The following is a 14,749-nucleotide window of genomic DNA, read 5'->3' as shown; positions in this document are numbered from 1 at the left end:
CGGGTCGCGTGAAGGCCACGCAGAAGACGTTCAAGGGCACCATCGCCACCGCGGTGCGGCAGGCGCGGGTGTTCTATTTCTGCGGGCCGGACGAAGCGGGCGCTGCCGACGCGGCGGCGCTGGCGGCATCGCACTTTCCCGAGGGCGAGAAGGTCGAACTGTCCGGCGCGGACCTGCGCCGCGATCCGGTGCGGCTGGCCGACGAGGCGCGCTCGGTCTCGCTGTTCGGCGACAAGCGCGTGATCCACGTGCGCACCGCGGGCGATGAGGCGTTCGAGGCGGTGGAGACGCTGCTGGCGAGCCCGGTGGACGGCTGGCCGGTGCTGATCGTGGCGACATCCGCCACCGACAAATCGCGCATCGCCAAGCTGCTGGAGAACCGGCCGGACGCGCTGGTCACCATGTTCCACCCGCCGGATGTGCGATCGGTGACCGGCGCGGTGCGGGAGATGGGCGATGCCGCCGGCGTGCGCATCACCGGCGAACTAGCCGAGCGCATCGCCAAGGCCACGGCGCTGGATACCCGCATGGCCCGCAGCGAGGTGGAGAAGCTTGCCCTCTATCTCGACGCCAGCCCGCAGGCCCCGCGCAGCGCCGATGCCGCCGCGCTGGATGCGGTGGGCGCGGTGAGCGAGGACGACAGCTTTTCCCCGCTGGTGAACGCCGTGCTGAATGGCGAGACTGCGCGGCTGCCCGGAGAACTGGCCCGGATGCGCGAGCTGGAAATGAACCCGGTGGGCCTGCTGCTCGCTTTCGAGCGGCGGGCGGCGCAGCTGGCGCAGCTGGCCGGGCGGATGGGTCCGCGTGGCGATGTGAACGCCTTCATGGAGGGCGAGATGCAGGCCCGCCGCGTGTTCTTCCGTGACAAGCCGGACCTTACGCAGCAGCTGCGGCGCTGGCGCGGCAAGCGGCTGGAACGGCTGGTGGATCGACTGTTCGAACTGCACCGCACGCTGCTGGGCGACAACCGCAATGGTGAGCTGATGCTGGCGCAAGGCCTGGCGGAGATCGCCCGGGCGGCTGCGGCGGCGCGCTAACCCTTTCGGGGTGCGTTGACCAGCGAGACCAGCGCATCTTCGAAGCGATCGAGGATGGCGGTGCGGCTCCAGCGCTCCTGTGCACGGGCAAGCGCGGCCTGCCCCAGTTCCGTGCGGCGCGGTGCATCGTCAAGCAGCGCGGCGATCGCGCCGGCAAAAGCGGCCGCATCGCCGGGCCTGGTCAGCACGCCACAGCCATCGACTTCGTCATGGAGGCCCGTGCCTTGCGCCGCGGTAGCGACGACCGGACGGCCGGACTGCAGCATGTTGGTGAGCTTGGACGGCAGCACGAGGTCTGCCGCGCCCGGAATCTGCGGCAGCAGGTGAACCGAGGCGAGCGAGAGCAGGTCACCCATGCGTTCGGCCGGCTGCAGATCGTGCAGCTGCACGTTCTTCAGGTCTGCCGAGAGCGCGGCGAGGCGGGCGCGGTTGGGCCCTTCCCCGCAGATGACGAACACGAGGTCTTCGCGATCCTTGAGGATGCGGGCGGCCTCGATCACGATCTCGATGCCCTGCTTGTTGGCGATGTTGCCCGAATAGAGCGCGACCTTGCGATCGCCGATGCCCCATTCGGCGCGATAGGCGCCGCCATCCTGCGCCGCCGAGCCGAAGAAGGCGGCGTTGCTCCAGTTGCGCAGCTGGTAGATGCGGCTTTCGGGCACGCCCTTTTCCAGCAGCTTTGCACACATCTGCGGGCTGATGGTCGAAACCATGTCGGCCATGCCGAGGATGCGGTTCTCGATGCTGCGGGCCGTGCCGGCCACACCGCCGCTTTCCTTGACGAGACCCGTGGCAAAGGCGGCCTCGACCTCGAAATCCTGCACATGCACCCACAGCGGTGCGCCCGCCTTGCGCGCTGCGCGGGCGGCCACCGGCACCGACAGCAGTGACGGCGCGATGGTGAACACTACGTCCGCCCCCCCGGCTGCCGCGAGCGGCATGGCCGCGCCGTTGGCCGATGCCGCGAAGCTGAGATGGTGGGCGATGCGCTTTGCCCCGGTGGGGTTCTGCGGGATATATTGCGGCACACGCGTGATGGTCACGCCATTCTCGCGCGAAATGGTGCGCCCCTTGGGCTGCCCGTCATAGGGGCGCCATTGCGGATAGTAGGGCTTGCCCGCAACCACGGTGACGGTGTGCCCGCGTGCGGCCATGTCTTCGGCGAGACCGGTGGTGTAGGGGCCGATGCCGACCGGTTCGGGCGCGTAGTTCAGGCCGAGGATCAGGATTTTCATCGGATCAGACCGTGCCTTCCTTGACATGCCCGGCCAGGAATTCGGCATAGGCGTGGGCGATGCCTTCGCGCAGCTCGATCCGCGGCTTCCAGCCCATCGCGGCGATCTTGTCCCCGCTCATCAGCTTGCGCGGGGTGCCGTCGGGCTTGGTCGCGTCCTTGGTGATCGTGCCGGTGAAGCCCACGATCTCGCAGACCAGTTCGGCCAGTTCGCCAATGGGAATATCGGTGCCCGAGCCGAGGTTCACATGCTCGAAGCCAGAATATTTCTGCAGCAGGAAGACGCAGCCATCGGCAAGATCATCCACGTGCAGGAATTCGCGGCGCGGGGTGCCCGTGCCCCAGATCTCGATGCTGGGCGCGCCGGCTTCCTTCGCCTCGTGCGCCTTGCGGATCAGTGCAGGCATCACGTGGCTGCCCAGCGGATCGAAATTGTCCCCCGGACCATAGAGGTTGGTGGGCATGGCCGAGATGAAATCGTCACCGTGCTGGCGGCGATAGGCCTGGCACAGCTTGATTCCGGCGATCTTGGCGATCGCGTACCACTCGTTGGTCGGCTCAAGCGGACCGGTGAGCAGCGCGTCCTCGGTGATCGGCTGGGGCGCGAACTTGGGATAGATGCACGAGGAGCCGAGGAACAGCAGCTTCGCCACCTGCTGCGCATGCGCGGCCTCGATGACGTTCGCCTCGATCATCAGGTTGTCGTAAAGGAAATCGGCCGGGTAGGTGTCGTTGGCGAGGATGCCGCCGACCTTGGCCGCCGCCAGCACCACCACATCGGGGCGATGCGCGGCGAACCATGCGCGCACCGAGGCCTGGTCACGCAGGTCCATCTCGGCGCGCGATGCAGTCAGCACCTCGCAGCCTTCGCCCGCCAGTCGCCGGACCACGGCAGAGCCGACCATCCCGCGGTGGCCGGCCACGAACACGCGCCTGCCAGAAAGATCGAAGATGGGCGCTGTCATGCCGGCTCCAGAATTGCTGCGATTGCGAAAGGAATAGCCGCACCAGGGGGCACTAGGCAATTCCTCTTATATGCCTGTCCTGTCCCGCATGCGGATTCCCGAAAAGGTCATGCCCGGTTCACCCTATCGCTGCTAGGGCCGTTGACCTTGCGCAAGGCGGCGGGTTCAGACCGGATTAGGGCTGTCTGCCGCATTGCCGCCGCAAAGTTGCGCTTAAGGCGCGCAAAGCGCGGTGCTAAAAGCATTGACGCCATTGAACGAGGACCTGTCCCGTGTCGCACGATACCGCCGCCGACCAATCGAAGCTGCCGTTCTGGAAGCGCACCCATTACCTTGACCGGATGACGCTCAAGGAACTGACGGTCGCCTATTTCCAGCACTATACGATCGTTGCCTACCTGGCGATCGCTGCGGCGAGCGTGGTGGTCTACGTGCTGAACCCGGCCGCACCCTTGCGCACACTGGGCGCGATTGCCGCTGCCGTGGCGGTCTATCCGCTGGTGTGGCACCTGCTGCACCAGTACGTGCTGCATGGCCAGTGGATGTACAAGTGGAAGCTGCTGTCTCCCACGTGGAAGCGCATTCACTATGACCACCACCAGGATCCCAACAATCTGAACGTGCTGTTCGGCGCGCTGCACACCACGGTGCCCACCATCGCGGTGGCGACGATTCCCGTGGGCTGGCTGATCGGCGGTGCAGGCGGCGCGGCCATTGCCTTTGCCACCGGCATCCTGACCACCTGCTATTACGAATTCATGCACTGCATCCAGCACCTGGCGTTCAAGCCGAAGTGGAAGTGGGTGCAGTTCATGAAGCAGCGCCACAACGAGCATCACTACTTCGACGAAGACGGCAACTACGGCATCACCAACTATCTGTGGGATCGCCTGCTGGGCACGTATTACGAGAAGAAGGACCGCCCCCAGCGTTCGGCCACGGTGTTCAACCTTGGGTATACCGAGGAAGTGGCGGTGACTTATCCGTGGGTAAAGGAGCTTTCCGGCGGCATCGCATCTGGCCATCCGCGACGCCGCGTGCTGGGCAAGGAAGCGAACGAGAACGACAGCAAGGCGGCCTGAGGCGGGAATCGCCACGCCACCGGGGGGAATTGAAGCGATGAACGATGTTACCGTCACCCCTGTGGCGACCAAGGCCGAGCGCAAGGAATTCGTCGATCTCGCCTATCGCATGAATGCGGGCGATCCCAGCTGGGTGCCGCCACTGCGCATGGAGGCGATGGAGCTGGTAACGCCGGGCAAGAACCCGTTTTTCGAGCATGCCGACGTCCAGCTGTTCCTGGCGCGGCGCGCAGGCAAGACCGTGGGCCGTATCTCGGCACATATTGATCACCTTGCCGTGGCGATGGACCCGGAACAGGGCATGGGCCCCGGCACCGGCAACTGGGGCCTGCTGGAGGCCGAGGACGAAGCCGTGGCACAGGCACTGATCGGCCGCGCCGAGGACTGGCTGCGCAAGAAGGGCATGACCCGCGTGCTGGCGCCGATCTCGATGTCGATCTGGGAAGAGCCGGGGCAGCTGACCAAGGGCTTTGACCATCCGCCTACCGTGATGATGGGGCACCAGCCCGAACGCTACAACACCTATATCAAGGCGCTGGGCTATCAGCCCGCCAAGACCCTGCTGACCTATGAGCTGGACATCACGAAGGACTTCCCCCCGCTGATCCAGCGTATCATCCAATCGGGCGAGAAGAACGCCAAGATCCGCATCCGCAACGTGGACAGGAGCAGGTTCGACGAGGAAGCTGCGCTGATCCTCGACATCCTGAACGATGCCTGGTCCGATAACTGGGGCTTCGTTCCCTTTACCGACACCGAGATCAAGTACGCCGGCAAGAAGTTCAAGCCGATCGTGCGCGAGGACCTGATCATGGTGGCGGAATACGAAGGCGAACCGGTGGCCTTCATGATGACGCTGCCGGACCTGAACGAGGCGTTGAAGCCGATGGGCGGAAAGCTGTTTCCGTTCAACTGGGCCAAGCTGCTGCTGTGGCTGCGCAATCCGCGCGTACGCACCATGCGCGTGCCGCTGATGGGCGTGCGCAAGAAGCTGCAGGCGTCGCGCCTTGCCAGCCAGCTGGCCTTCATGATGATCGAATACATCCGCCGCAACTCGATCAGCCGCTATGGCGCAACGCGGGGCGAGATCGGCTGGATCCTTGAGGACAACCAGGGGATGGTCGCCATTGCCGACGCGATCGACAGCCGCGTGAACAAGGAATACGAAATCTACGCCAAGGCGCTGTAGGCGGGGCCCCGGCGGCGGGAACCCGGTTTGCGGCGTGGGCGTTCAGCCATGGGTTGCGCAGTCGGGACGCCCCCAATGCTTGAAGGCGGGATGCGCATGGCCGCAAGGGTGGGTATCAAAAGCAAGGCCGGATCAACGGGCGGGAGATCGACCGGCTTCGGATCGTTGGGCCGCGCCCTGATCGTCGAGGACGATGCCATCATCGCGCTCGACATGGCGGATGCGTTGACCGATGGCGGGGCCGAAAAGGTTGTGATCTGCCCGTCCATCTCGGCCGCGCTGGCCGAGCTGGAGCGGTTCAAGCCCGAAGTGCTGGTGCTGGACGTGCGGCTGGCCGACCGCGACGATGGCTGGACGCTGGCGGAGCTGGTGACGCAACTGAACCCGGTGCCGCCGCTGATCGTGTTTTCCACCGGCCTGCCCGAGAGCATTCCTGCGCAGGCGGCGGCGCTGGGCCACATCCTGGCCAAGCCGTTTCATCCCGAAGAACTGGTCAGGCTGGTGCGGCTGCACCGGCAGAAACCGGGCCTGATCGCCCGCCTGCGCGGCGCGCTTTCGTTGTAGATCCAGAAAAGGCGGCCCGTTGCCGGAGCCGCCCCTTCACTGGAACTCAAATGCCTGTCAGGCCGTGCGCGCCTTTGCACCTTGGCGACGACGCGCCACGAGACCGGCCGCAGCGGCGCCGAACAGCAGCAGCATGGAAGGCTCCGGCACTTCCGTACCGCTCGAGGTGCTGGTGGTCGTGCTCGTGGAACCGTTCGAGGACGAGCTGGTCGACGAGGACGTGCTCGAGCTGGTGGACGAGGACGTCGAGGACGAGGTGGACGACGACGTCGAGGAGCTGGTGCTCGACGAGGTGCTGGACGATGTGGAGACGTTGCCCGAGCTGGTCGAGGTGGAGCTGCTCGTGCTCACGTTGCCCGATGAAGTCGACACGTTGCCCGACGAGGTCGACGAGCTGGTGCTGACGTTGCCTGAGGACGTGCTGACGTTGCCTGAAGAGGTGCTGACGCTGCCTGAGGACGTGCTGACATTGCCCGAACTGGACGAGATGTTGCCCGACGACGTCGACGTTGAGGTGGAGCCGCCCGAGGTCGAAGTGGACCCGCCCGAGGTGGAGGTCGAACCACCGGAGGTCGACGTCGATCCGCCGGAGGTGGAGCTGGAGCCGGTGCTGGTGGACGAAACGACCACGCTGCCGCCGCCGCTGCTGCCGCCGAAGAAACCACCGAAGAAGCCGCCGCCAAAGCCGCCGATCGGGCCACCGCCGATCACCACCGGCACCGCGCCGCCGCCACCGCTGACCGGCTGGGGCGGCAGGGGCGCCATGTAGGGCACCGGCATCATCGCCATCTGCTGCGGCGCTTCGCAGGTCCGCGTCACCGTGGTCTTCACGATGCGGCGGGCGCGATGCACTTCACGCGGGGCGGCGCGGCGGGCGATGTGAACCTGCTTGGCCTTCTTGATCTTGATCGGCTTCACATGGTGGATTTCCGCCGACGACGGCGCTTCCGACACGTGAACCGCGCCACCGCCAAGAACGGCGCCCCCGGCCGCGCAGGCCGCAAGTTTCGCCAATGCCATCCGAACCGACATGATCGATGCTTTCCGTTGTTCCCCGGAAAGACCCCTAACCGCTGTGGGTGAACAGACGGTTCGCGATCCTTCCTGACCAATCGAACAACGCAGATCAGGCGCCGCATCGCAATGCCATTAACCGGGATTCATGAGCCTTTAACCCATGGAAATGCGCCGATCCGGTACACGTCGTTAACTCTGTCCCAAAGTGGAACCGAATCCGGCAAATCCCTTACTGGTCACGGTTCAGTCACCGGAATCGAACAGGCCCGGCAACTGACCGCTCGGCGGGGTGAGTCCCAGGTGCTGCCACCCGCGATCATTCAGGCAGCGCCCGCGCGCGGTGCGCGCCACCAGGCCCAGCTGGATCAGGTACGGCTCGATCACTTCCTCGATCGTGTCGCGCGGTTCTGACAGGCCGGCAGCCAGCGTTTCCACGCCCACCGGACCGCCCTTGTAGATATCGGCGATCATGGTGAGATAGCGGCGGTCCTGCAGATCCAGCCCCAGGCCATCGACTTCCAGCCGCGTCAACGCATCGTCGGCAATGGCGCGGGTGATCGTTTCCGCGCCAGCCACCTGCGCGAAATCGCGCACCCGGCGCAGCAGGCGACCGGCCACGCGCGGCGTGCCACGGGCGCGGCGGGCGATCTCGGTCGCGCCGCCTTTGTCGATACCGATGCCCATCAACCCCGCACCTCGCGTGACCACGCGCTCCAGTTCGGGCACGGAATAGAACTGCAGCCGCACCGGAATGCCGAAGCGGTCGCGCAGCGGCGTCTGCAGCAGGCCTTGCCGCGTGGTCGCGCCGATCAGGGTAAAGGGCGGCAGGTCTATCCGCACCGATCGCGCAGAAGGCCCCTCACCTATGATGAGATCGAGCGCGCGATCCTCCATCGCAGGATAGAGCACTTCCTCCACCACGGGATTGAGGCGGTGGATCTCGTCGATGAACAGGACGTCACCGTGTTCCAGGTTGGTGAGCAGTGCGGCGAGATCGCCGGCCTTGGCGATCACCGGGCCGCTAGTGGCGCGGAAGTTCACGCCCAGCTCGCGCGCGATGATCTGCGCAAGGGTCGTCTTGCCCAGCCCCGGCGGCCCGAAGAACAGCACATGATCCATCGCCTCGCGCCGCTGCTTGGCGCTTTCGATAAACACCCGCAGGTTGTCCTTGGCCGCAGCCTGCCCGGTGAAATCATCCAGCGACTTCGGCCGCAGCGCAGCATCCGGGTCTTCGACCTGGCGGGTGGAGGAAAGGAGCGGGTTATCAGTCATCGAACATGCAGTTCCGGCGTTCGCTATTCCACGAACCACCGGCGTCCAAGCATCGGTCAACCCGCAGAAAATTGGAGATCGGCAATGCGGTCGCAATCGCAGCGACGATCAGACCCCCGAGGATAAAGGAACTGCGCCGAGTCACCCCGTCGCCCTCTTGAGCGCGACGCGGACCAGATCGTTCAACCCGGCATCTTCGCCCAGCTCCTTGATCGCCAGCGCCACGGCATTGCTGGCGACAGCGGGCTTGAAGCCGAGGTTCTGGAGCGCGGAAACGGCATCTGCCGTGACGGAGCCGGCCGGCAGCGGCACCGCACCTGCTTCTCCTGCGATTCCGAGGCCACCGGTCAGGCCCGCCAGCCCGCCCGCCTTGTCCTTCAGTTCGTTGACTATGCGCGTGGCAAGCTTGGGCCCCACGCCGTTGGCGCGGGCGACCATGGCGCTGTCCCCATTGGCGCAGGCGCGCTGCAGTTCATCGACCGACAAGGCAGAAAGGATCGCCAGCGCGACTTTCGATCCCACGCCCTGCACTGCGGTGAGCAGGCGGAACCACGCCCGTTCGCCCGCGCTGGCGAAGCCGATCAGGCGCTGGTCGGTCTCGCTTACCTGCATCTCGGTGTGGACCACCACCTTGTCACCGGTGATGCCGAGGTGGGTGAGCGTCTTGGCCGAGCAGAACACGAGGTAGCCAACGCCGTTGACGTCGATGATGGCCCAATCCGGGCCAGTCTCGTCAAGGATGCCGGTAAGCTTAGCGATCATGGTTTGTTCCTATGGCAGGAACATTTCGCGATGGCCAGAGCCTACCCGTGTCAAATCGGCGACGAACTCAGTCGTTGGCCTGCTGCTCTTCCGGCACGGTGTCCCATGGGCGGTAATACAGCCTGGCACAGTCATGCGAGAGCACGCCGCCTGACAGCGTGAGGTCGTCCTTGTAGGCGTCAACCACGAAGTCCAGCGTCGAGAGGTGGCGGTCTTCGAAGTACATGCTGTGGACGTCCCCCCGGCCTGCGCCATAGACGATGCGCGAGATGCCGGCCCAGATCGAGGCCATGGTGCACATGCCGCAGGGCTGCAGCGTGGAATAGAGCGTGGTGCCGGGAAAGCGCATTGCGCCGATTGCTTCGCCTGCCGCACGGATTGCCATGACTTCGGCATGGGCGGTGGCGTCGCAGCGTTCGGCGGTTCGGTTCACGCCATGTGCCAGCATCTGCCCGTCACGCACGATGATCGCGGCGATGGGCGTGTTGGCCGGATCGGCGCCCTTGCGCGCCACGGCAAGGTCTCTCGCGCGGGCCATCCACTGTTCGTCGGTCAGTTCATCCATCCCCGCCATACGCAGGAGGTGGCTCGCCCGTTCCGCGCTATCGGTGGCTGCCCAGCATATTGGCATGGGTGATCGCCACGGCCAGTGCGTCTGAGGCATCCTCGCCCGCCAGCTTCACGCCGGGCAGCAGGATCTTGAGCATGTGCTGGACCTGCTGCTTTTCTGCGCCGCCGGTGCCGACCAGCGCCTTCTTGATCACCTTGGTGGGATATTCCGCCACGGGAATGCCCGCGCGCGCGACCGACAGCATGGCGACGCCCCGCGCCTGACCCAGCTTCAGCGTGGACTGCGGGTTCACGTTGACGAAGACTTCTTCCACCGCGCCGGTATCGGGCTTGTAAAGGTCGATCACCGTGGAGAGCGCAGCGTCGAGCTCCACCAGCCGTTCGGCCATGCTGGCCTTGGCGTCGGTGCGGATCTGGCCGTTGGCGACATGGCTCAGCCGGCTGCCCGCCTTGGCCACCACGCCCCAGCCGGTGCAGGTGAGGCCGGGGTCGATACCAAGGATGATCATTTCAGAGCTTCAGCCCGAAGCGCGGGCCGATCTGCATCATGGCGAGATAGAGCACGATGGTCAGCGCACAGCCCGCCGCCAGTGCAATCCAGAAAGGCACGCCGTGGCGCAGCAGCGCCGGGATCAGCAGGAACATCGGCAGGCTGGGCAGCACATACCAGAAGGTCGCCTCGGCATGGATCGCCATGTTCTCGGCATCGGGGCGGGCATGCCATAGGAACAGCATGCCCAACACCGAGACCAGCGGCAGCGAGGCGACCAGCGCGCCCATTGCGGGCAGGCGCTTGCCGATTTCGGCAATGGCCGCGATCAGCACGCCCGAAAGCAGCGCCTTGGCGGCCAGTTGCCACATCAGATCGACGCTCTGCTGTCCGCAACCGCCATCAACCCAGCGCTTCCATCACTTCGTCGGAGATGTCGTAGTTGCCCCAGACGGTCTGCACGTCGTCATCGTCCTCGAGCACGTCGATCAGCTTGAGCAGCGTGGCGGCATCGTCGGCCGAAACCTCGGTCTTCATGTTGGGCTTCCACGCCAGCTTCACGCCTTCGGCTTCGCCCAGGGTCTTTTCCAGTTCGCGCGCCACTTCGTGGAGGTTCTCCACGGCGACCCAGATCTGGTGGCTGCCGGGGTTCTCGTCACCATCGCCCATGTCGGATTCGACATCGTCGGCGCCAGCCTCGATCGCGGCTTCAAGGACCTTTTCCTCGTCACCCACCTTGGCGGGATATTCGATCAGGCCCAGCCGTTCGAAACCATGGCTCACCGCGCCGCTCGCGCCCAGGTTGCCGCCGTTCTTGGCGAAGGCGGTGCGCACGTTGGTGGCGGTGCGGTTGCGGTTGTCTGTCAGCGCCTCGACGATGATCGCCACGCCGCCCGGGCCATAGCCTTCGTAGCGCACTTCCTCGTAGTTATCGCCTTCGCCCTTGCTCGCCTTGTCGATGGCGCGGGCGATGTTGTCCTTGGGCATGGACTGCGCCTTGGCCGCGTTGACCGCAGCGCGCAGGCGCGGGTTCATGTCCGGATCGGGCATGCCCATCTTGGCCGCCACGGTGATTTCGCGGCTGAGCTTGGAGAACATCGCCGAGCGCTTCTTGTCCTGCGCTCCCTTGCGATGCATGATGTTCTTGAATTTGGAATGGCCTGCCATGGTTTCGCTTCTTGCGGCTGTGATGGTGGAATCGAGGCGGCCCTAGCCCAGCAAGCGCTTTCCGGCAATCTCTCGCCGCACACCGGGCATTAACGCGTGGCAGGGCATGGCATCGGCCATGGTTCCTTCCCTGCGCACCTTTGCCACCTTCCTTGCCAACCCGCGCCCTGCCCGCCCGGTTGGGCTTTCCGCCAGTGGCGCATGGAAGGAATGGGGCACCCTGCTCGCCTTGCATCTGGCCGTGATGCTGCTGGTGATCGCCCCGTTGCTCAAGGTGTGGCAGGGAGCATTTGGCCTGCCCGCCCCTGATGCTTTCGGCAGGATGGAAACGGCCAGACTGCTGCCGATGGTGATCGTGATTGCCCCGGTTCTGGAAGAGATCGCGTTTCGCGGCTGGATGACCGGACGGCCGCGCGCGCTGTGGCTGCTGGCATGCGGCCTGGCAGGAGCCGCGATGCTGGCGCTGGTGCAGGCACACGTGGCCGAAACGGCGGCTTCACTGGGGTTCGTGGCCACGATCGTTGCCGCGCTGATCGGCTGGATCATCCTGCGCAAGCGGAACGGCGTGCCCGGCTGGTTCACCACCGCATTCCCCGCGCTGTTCTGGCTTTCCGCGATCGCCTTCGGGCTTAGCCACCTGATAAACTACCCGGCGTTTTCATGGGCGATGCTGCCGATGATCACGCCACAGCTGTGGAGCGGGCTGCTGCTCGGCCATGTGCGGCTGCGCTTCGGCCTTCCCACGTCGATGCTGATGCACGGATGCGCCAATGCCGTGGCGATCGGGCTGGCACTTGCCCTGTCCTAAAGCACCCGCTGCCACCAGCCGACATCACGCCACGCACCCATCTTCCACCCGACCTCGCGATAGACGCCAACAGGCTTGAAGCCCGCCGCTTCGTGCACCGCGATGCTTGCCGGGTTGGGCAGCGCGATGCCGGCAAAGGCGGCGTGGAAGCCCTTGGTTTTCAACATCGGCAGCAGAGCGCCATAAAGCGCGCGCCCTATGCCCATTCCCGTCTGCCCGGCAGCCACATAGATCGCCACGTCGCACGAACTGGCATAGGCGGCGCGGGTGCGATGCGCACTGCCATAGGCATAGCCGACGACCTGCCCATCGCATTGTGCAATCAGCCATGCGTGACTGTTGCCGCAATCGGCGATCCGTCGCGCCATCTCCGCCTCGTCGGGCGGATCCAGTTCGAAGCTGACCCAGCCATCGGTGACATGCGGGCGGTAGATCGCGGCGCAGGCGGCCGCATCCTCAACGGTGGCCGGACGGATGGCGAGACTGTCCATGACCGCAGGATGGTGCGGCTGCGCGTCCGGGTCCAGTTCCTTATCCGTTGACCACGGTGCCGCCATTGGGATGCAGCACTTGCCCCGACATATAGGACGAATCCTCGCAGGCCAGGAACAGGAAGGCCGGTGCCACCTCGTTGGGCTGGCCGGGCCGTCCCATCGGCGTTTTCTGGCCGAAGGTCTCCAGCTTCTCCTTGCTGGCGCCACCGCTGGGGTTCAGCGGGGTCCAGATCGGCCCCGGCGCCACGCCATTCACGCGGATGCCCTGGCCCACCAGCTGCTCCGAAAGCGAGCGGGTGAACGCGGTGATCGCGCCCTTGGTGCTGGAATAATCGAGCAGCTCCGCCTCACCCCCGTACATCGTGATCGAGGTGCAGTTCACGATCGCTGCGCCGGGCTTCAGATGCTCTCGCGCGGCCTGCACCAGGTAGAACATCGAGAAGATGTTGGTCTGGAAAGTTCGCTGCAACTGCTGCGGGGTGATAGCGCGGATGTCCTTGTCGGGGTGCTGCTCGCCCGCATTGTTCACCAGCACATCAAGCCGCCCCCATTCGCCGATCACCAGATCGACCAGCGCCTGCCCCACGGCCGGATCACCAAGGTCGCCGGCAAAAGCCAGCGCCTCGCTGCCCTCGGCCTCGCAGGCCTCTACGGTCTTCTGCGCGTCCTCGTGCTCGCACAGATAGGCGACGGCGACCTTCGCGCCCTCGCGCGCAAACAGCACGGCCACCGCGCGGCCGATGCCGCTGTCCGCGCCAGTGACGATCGCCACCTTGCCGTGCAGGCGGCCCGACCCGGGATAGCGCGGATGCCAATCGGGCTTGGGTTCGAGATCGGCTTCGCTGCCCGGCAGGCCGTCTTCATGGATCGGCGGGCGTACGTCTGCTGCATTGCTGGCCATGGCGCGGCTCCCTTGCTGGAATGACAAGGGAGCGAACCTGCGGGCAGGGCGACCGTTCCGCACCTGCCCGGAAAACGCGGTCAGTCGAAGACGAGCGCCTTCGCAGGCCCGGCGGCTTCTTTCTCGCGGCAAGCAGCAACTGCGATACTGAGGGTTACGAACGACATTATCTCGCCTGCAGCGGAATGAAGGAACAGTGCTGGGGCATTATCGAATAGCGCCAAGCCCAGTTTCTCACTGATGCCGGTTGCCAGCGTCACCCCAAGAACCTGACCGAAACAAAGAGCAATCACCGCAGCTGACCACCAAACGTTACCGGGTGCGGGCAGACCAAAACTCCCAAACGAGCCTGAAAAGTTGTCTCCGCGCAGATTTGCAGCGGCCATCACGACAAGCGGAAGCAAGGGTGCCGCGATGGCCACATCGAACGTTCGCGCGACATATGGGGTCGTGGGCATGAACTGGGGGGCGAAAACGACCAATCCGATGCCAAGAACAATCGGAACTGCCCGAGATGTCGTCCAAACCAAGCCTGCGGCCGCTAGCCGTGGATGCGACAATTGTCGCATCGGCTCGGACCACCGCGCCATTGTGAAGAGAGCGGCAAAACCAAATACGCCAGTGCAAATCTGCGCAGCGACTATCGGCTGGAGCAGGTCAAAACGATGGGGAGGACCATCGGGCATGAAGATAAGGCCCAACTTTCGTCCAGCTACTCCACCGAGCACAAGCAACGCGGCTGCGTACCACGCACCCGTCGAATTCCATCCGGCTATAATCTGCCGGATAACATGCAGAATCTGGCGCAAGAACACTGGCCCGTCCCCTTACCTTGCGGGGAGGACGTAGCCTTGATCTACCAATTCCAGCAACACCGTTTCAATCGATGCCGAGCGCGTTCTTGTACGTTTCGAGCACGGCTTCCATCTCGCGGCGGTCGTCGGGCTTCATCTTCCGCAGGCGGACGATCTGGCGCATGATCTTGGCGTCATAGCCGGTGGCCTTGGCCTCGCCATAGACGTCCTTGATGTCGTCACCGATGCCCTTCTTTTCTTCTTCAAGGCGTTCGATACGCTCGATAAGGAGGCGCAGGCGGTCGTCGGCGGAATCGGCCATGGGTCAGGAGCTCCGGTCCAAGGAAAATCTGGAAGGCGGGCCTTTAGTCGCGCAGGCCCGATTCGTGCAAAAACGGGCCTG

19 protein-coding genes are annotated in these 14,749 nt (G+C 65.0%); 6 read left to right on the top strand and 13 right to left on the bottom strand.

All coding sequences use genetic code 11. The annotated features are described in order from the left end of the window. Positions 1-8 precede the first annotated feature (8 nt). Positions 9-1,037, top strand: coding sequence for a DNA polymerase III subunit delta (gene holA / locus POM99_RS10280; RefSeq protein WP_277277424.1), 1,029 nt, complete (start codon positions 9-11; stop codon positions 1,035-1,037). Here the strand turns inward: holA and POM99_RS10275 are convergent. Then, the gene (locus tag POM99_RS10275; RefSeq protein ID WP_277277422.1) at positions 1,034-2,272 is read right to left on the bottom strand and encodes a WcaI family glycosyltransferase; all 1,239 of its coding nucleotides are present in this window, start codon (positions 2,270-2,272) and stop codon (positions 1,034-1,036) included. The two genes, holA and POM99_RS10275, sit on opposite strands and share 4 nt — an antisense overlap. A 4-nt stretch (positions 2,273-2,276) precedes the next feature. Continuing rightward, positions 2,277-3,236, bottom strand: coding sequence for a GDP-L-fucose synthase (gene fcl, locus POM99_RS10270; protein WP_277277420.1), 960 nt, complete (start codon positions 3,234-3,236; stop codon positions 2,277-2,279). A gap of 341 nt (positions 3,237-3,577) precedes the next feature. Between fcl and POM99_RS10265 the strand changes: the two genes are divergently transcribed. The 3 genes from POM99_RS10265 (at position 3,578) to POM99_RS10255 (ending at position 6,071) form a co-directional block, all read left to right on the top strand. After that, positions 3,578-4,318, top strand: coding sequence for a sterol desaturase family protein (locus POM99_RS10265; protein ID WP_279644593.1), 741 nt, complete (start codon positions 3,578-3,580; stop codon positions 4,316-4,318). A gap of 37 nt (positions 4,319-4,355) precedes the next feature. Further along, positions 4,356-5,507: an N-acetyltransferase gene (locus POM99_RS10260; protein ID WP_277277416.1), complete on the top strand. Its 1,152-nt coding sequence runs from the start codon at positions 4,356-4,358 to the stop codon at positions 5,505-5,507. Between the two features lie 108 nt (positions 5,508-5,615). After that, the gene (locus POM99_RS10255) at positions 5,616-6,071 is read left to right on the top strand and encodes a response regulator (RefSeq protein ID WP_277277414.1); all 456 of its coding nucleotides are present in this window, start codon (positions 5,616-5,618) and stop codon (positions 6,069-6,071) included. A 57-nt stretch (positions 6,072-6,128) separates the two neighbouring features. Here the strand turns inward: POM99_RS10255 and POM99_RS10250 are convergent, their stop codons facing one another. Further along, positions 6,129-6,206: a hypothetical protein gene (locus POM99_RS10250; RefSeq protein ID WP_277277561.1), complete on the bottom strand. Its 78-nt coding sequence runs from the start codon at positions 6,204-6,206 to the stop codon at positions 6,129-6,131. Between POM99_RS10250 and POM99_RS10245 the strand changes: the two genes are divergently transcribed. Further along, positions 6,205-6,840: a hypothetical protein gene (locus tag POM99_RS10245; protein WP_277277412.1), complete on the top strand. Its 636-nt coding sequence runs from the start codon at positions 6,205-6,207 to the stop codon at positions 6,838-6,840. The two genes, POM99_RS10250 and POM99_RS10245, sit on opposite strands and share 2 nt — an antisense overlap. A gap of 491 nt (positions 6,841-7,331) precedes the next feature. Here POM99_RS10245 and ruvB read toward each other — a convergent pair whose 3' ends face one another. The 6 genes from ruvB to POM99_RS10215 all read right to left on the bottom strand — a co-directional run bounded on the left by ruvB (position 7,332) and on the right by POM99_RS10215 (position 11,349). Then, positions 7,332-8,360 carry a Holliday junction branch migration DNA helicase RuvB gene (ruvB, locus tag POM99_RS10240; RefSeq protein ID WP_277277410.1) on the bottom strand — a complete coding sequence of 343 codons (1,029 nt, stop codon included), beginning with the start codon at positions 8,358-8,360 and terminating at the stop codon, positions 7,332-7,334. Positions 8,361-8,501: 141 nt separating this feature from the next. Beyond that, positions 8,502-9,122: a Holliday junction branch migration protein RuvA gene (gene ruvA, locus POM99_RS10235; RefSeq protein ID WP_277277408.1), complete on the bottom strand. Its 621-nt coding sequence runs from the start codon at positions 9,120-9,122 to the stop codon at positions 8,502-8,504. Positions 9,123-9,189: 67 nt separating this feature from the next. Further along, a complete protein-coding gene (locus POM99_RS10230) occupies positions 9,190-9,687 on the bottom strand; it encodes a nucleoside deaminase (RefSeq protein ID WP_277277559.1) in 498 nt (165 codons plus the stop codon). 37 nt (positions 9,688-9,724) lie between these two features. After that, positions 9,725-10,201: a crossover junction endodeoxyribonuclease RuvC gene (ruvC, locus tag POM99_RS10225; RefSeq protein ID WP_277277406.1), complete on the bottom strand. Its 477-nt coding sequence runs from the start codon at positions 10,199-10,201 to the stop codon at positions 9,725-9,727. 1 nt (position 10,202) lies between these two features. Continuing rightward, positions 10,203-10,553 carry a DUF3147 family protein gene (locus POM99_RS10220; protein WP_277277404.1) on the bottom strand — a complete coding sequence of 117 codons (351 nt, stop codon included), beginning with the start codon at positions 10,551-10,553 and terminating at the stop codon, positions 10,203-10,205. Positions 10,554-10,584: 31 nt separating this feature from the next. Beyond that, positions 10,585-11,349, bottom strand: a complete 765-nt coding sequence (locus tag POM99_RS10215; RefSeq protein ID WP_277277402.1) for a YebC/PmpR family DNA-binding transcriptional regulator — start codon at positions 11,347-11,349, stop codon at positions 10,585-10,587. A gap of 106 nt (positions 11,350-11,455) precedes the next feature. Here POM99_RS10215 and POM99_RS10210 point away from each other — a divergent pair, with 106 nt between their 5' ends. Further along, a complete protein-coding gene (locus POM99_RS10210) occupies positions 11,456-12,157 on the top strand; it encodes a CPBP family glutamic-type intramembrane protease (RefSeq protein WP_277277400.1) in 702 nt (233 codons plus the stop codon). Here POM99_RS10210 and POM99_RS10205 read toward each other — a convergent pair. The 4 genes from POM99_RS10205 to POM99_RS10190 form a co-directional block, all read right to left on the bottom strand. Beyond that, entirely contained in the window at positions 12,154-12,648 is a 495-nt protein-coding gene (locus tag POM99_RS10205; protein WP_277277398.1) for an arsinothricin resistance N-acetyltransferase ArsN1 family B, read from the bottom strand. The genes POM99_RS10210 and POM99_RS10205 overlap by 4 nt on opposite strands. Before the next feature lie 40 nt (positions 12,649-12,688). Next, positions 12,689-13,552 (bottom strand): SDR family oxidoreductase, encoded by an 864-nt coding sequence (locus tag POM99_RS10200; RefSeq protein WP_277277396.1) that lies wholly within the window; start codon positions 13,550-13,552, stop codon positions 12,689-12,691. 80 nt (positions 13,553-13,632) lie between these two features. Further along, on the bottom strand, positions 13,633-14,367 hold the full coding sequence (locus tag POM99_RS10195) for a hypothetical protein (RefSeq protein WP_277277394.1): 735 nt from the start codon (positions 14,365-14,367) through the stop codon (positions 13,633-13,635). A 64-nt stretch (positions 14,368-14,431) separates the two neighbouring features. Continuing rightward, positions 14,432-14,668, bottom strand: coding sequence for a DUF2312 domain-containing protein (locus POM99_RS10190; protein WP_277277392.1), 237 nt, complete (start codon positions 14,666-14,668; stop codon positions 14,432-14,434). Positions 14,669-14,749 lie beyond the last annotated feature (81 nt).

It is taken from the genome of Novosphingobium cyanobacteriorum (assembly GCF_029436685.1).
GTDB lineage: Bacteria > Pseudomonadota > Alphaproteobacteria > Sphingomonadales > Sphingomonadaceae > Novosphingobium > Novosphingobium cyanobacteriorum.
The sequence above is the reverse complement of the archived record's forward strand: the minus strand, read 5'-3'. Positions and strand labels throughout refer to the sequence as shown.

Coding starts and splice junctions, on each gene's coding strand:
- POM99_RS10190 (WP_277277392.1), bottom strand. CDS start 14,668: ATGGCCGATTCCGCCGACGACCGCCTGCGCCTCCTTATCGAGCGTATC.
- POM99_RS10275 (WP_277277422.1), bottom strand. CDS start 2,272: ATGAAAATCCTGATCCTCGGCCTGAACTACGCGCCCGAACCGGTCGGC.
- POM99_RS10245 (WP_277277412.1), top strand. CDS start 6,205: ATGGAAGGCTCCGGCACTTCCGTACCGCTCGAGGTGCTGGTGGTCGTG.
- POM99_RS10260 (WP_277277416.1), top strand. CDS start 4,356: ATGAACGATGTTACCGTCACCCCTGTGGCGACCAAGGCCGAGCGCAAG.
- fcl (WP_277277420.1), bottom strand. CDS start 3,236: ATGACAGCGCCCATCTTCGATCTTTCTGGCAGGCGCGTGTTCGTGGCC.
- ruvA (WP_277277408.1), bottom strand. CDS start 9,122: ATGATCGCTAAGCTTACCGGCATCCTTGACGAGACTGGCCCGGATTGG.
- ruvB (WP_277277410.1), bottom strand. CDS start 8,360: ATGACTGATAACCCGCTCCTTTCCTCCACCCGCCAGGTCGAAGACCCG.
- ruvC (WP_277277406.1), bottom strand. CDS start 10,201: ATGATCATCCTTGGTATCGACCCCGGCCTCACCTGCACCGGCTGGGGC.
- POM99_RS10215 (WP_277277402.1), bottom strand. CDS start 11,349: ATGGCAGGCCATTCCAAATTCAAGAACATCATGCATCGCAAGGGAGCG.
- POM99_RS10220 (WP_277277404.1), bottom strand. CDS start 10,553: ATGTGGCAACTGGCCGCCAAGGCGCTGCTTTCGGGCGTGCTGATCGCG.
- POM99_RS10200 (WP_277277396.1), bottom strand. CDS start 13,552: ATGGCCAGCAATGCAGCAGACGTACGCCCGCCGATCCATGAAGACGGC.
- POM99_RS10205 (WP_277277398.1), bottom strand. CDS start 12,648: ATGGACAGTCTCGCCATCCGTCCGGCCACCGTTGAGGATGCGGCCGCC.
- POM99_RS10265 (WP_279644593.1), top strand. CDS start 3,578: ATGACGCTCAAGGAACTGACGGTCGCCTATTTCCAGCACTATACGATC.
- POM99_RS10250 (WP_277277561.1), bottom strand. CDS start 6,206: ATGCTGCTGCTGTTCGGCGCCGCTGCGGCCGGTCTCGTGGCGCGTCGT.
- POM99_RS10210 (WP_277277400.1), top strand. CDS start 11,456: ATGGCATCGGCCATGGTTCCTTCCCTGCGCACCTTTGCCACCTTCCTT.
- POM99_RS10230 (WP_277277559.1), bottom strand. CDS start 9,687: ATGGATGAACTGACCGACGAACAGTGGATGGCCCGCGCGAGAGACCTT.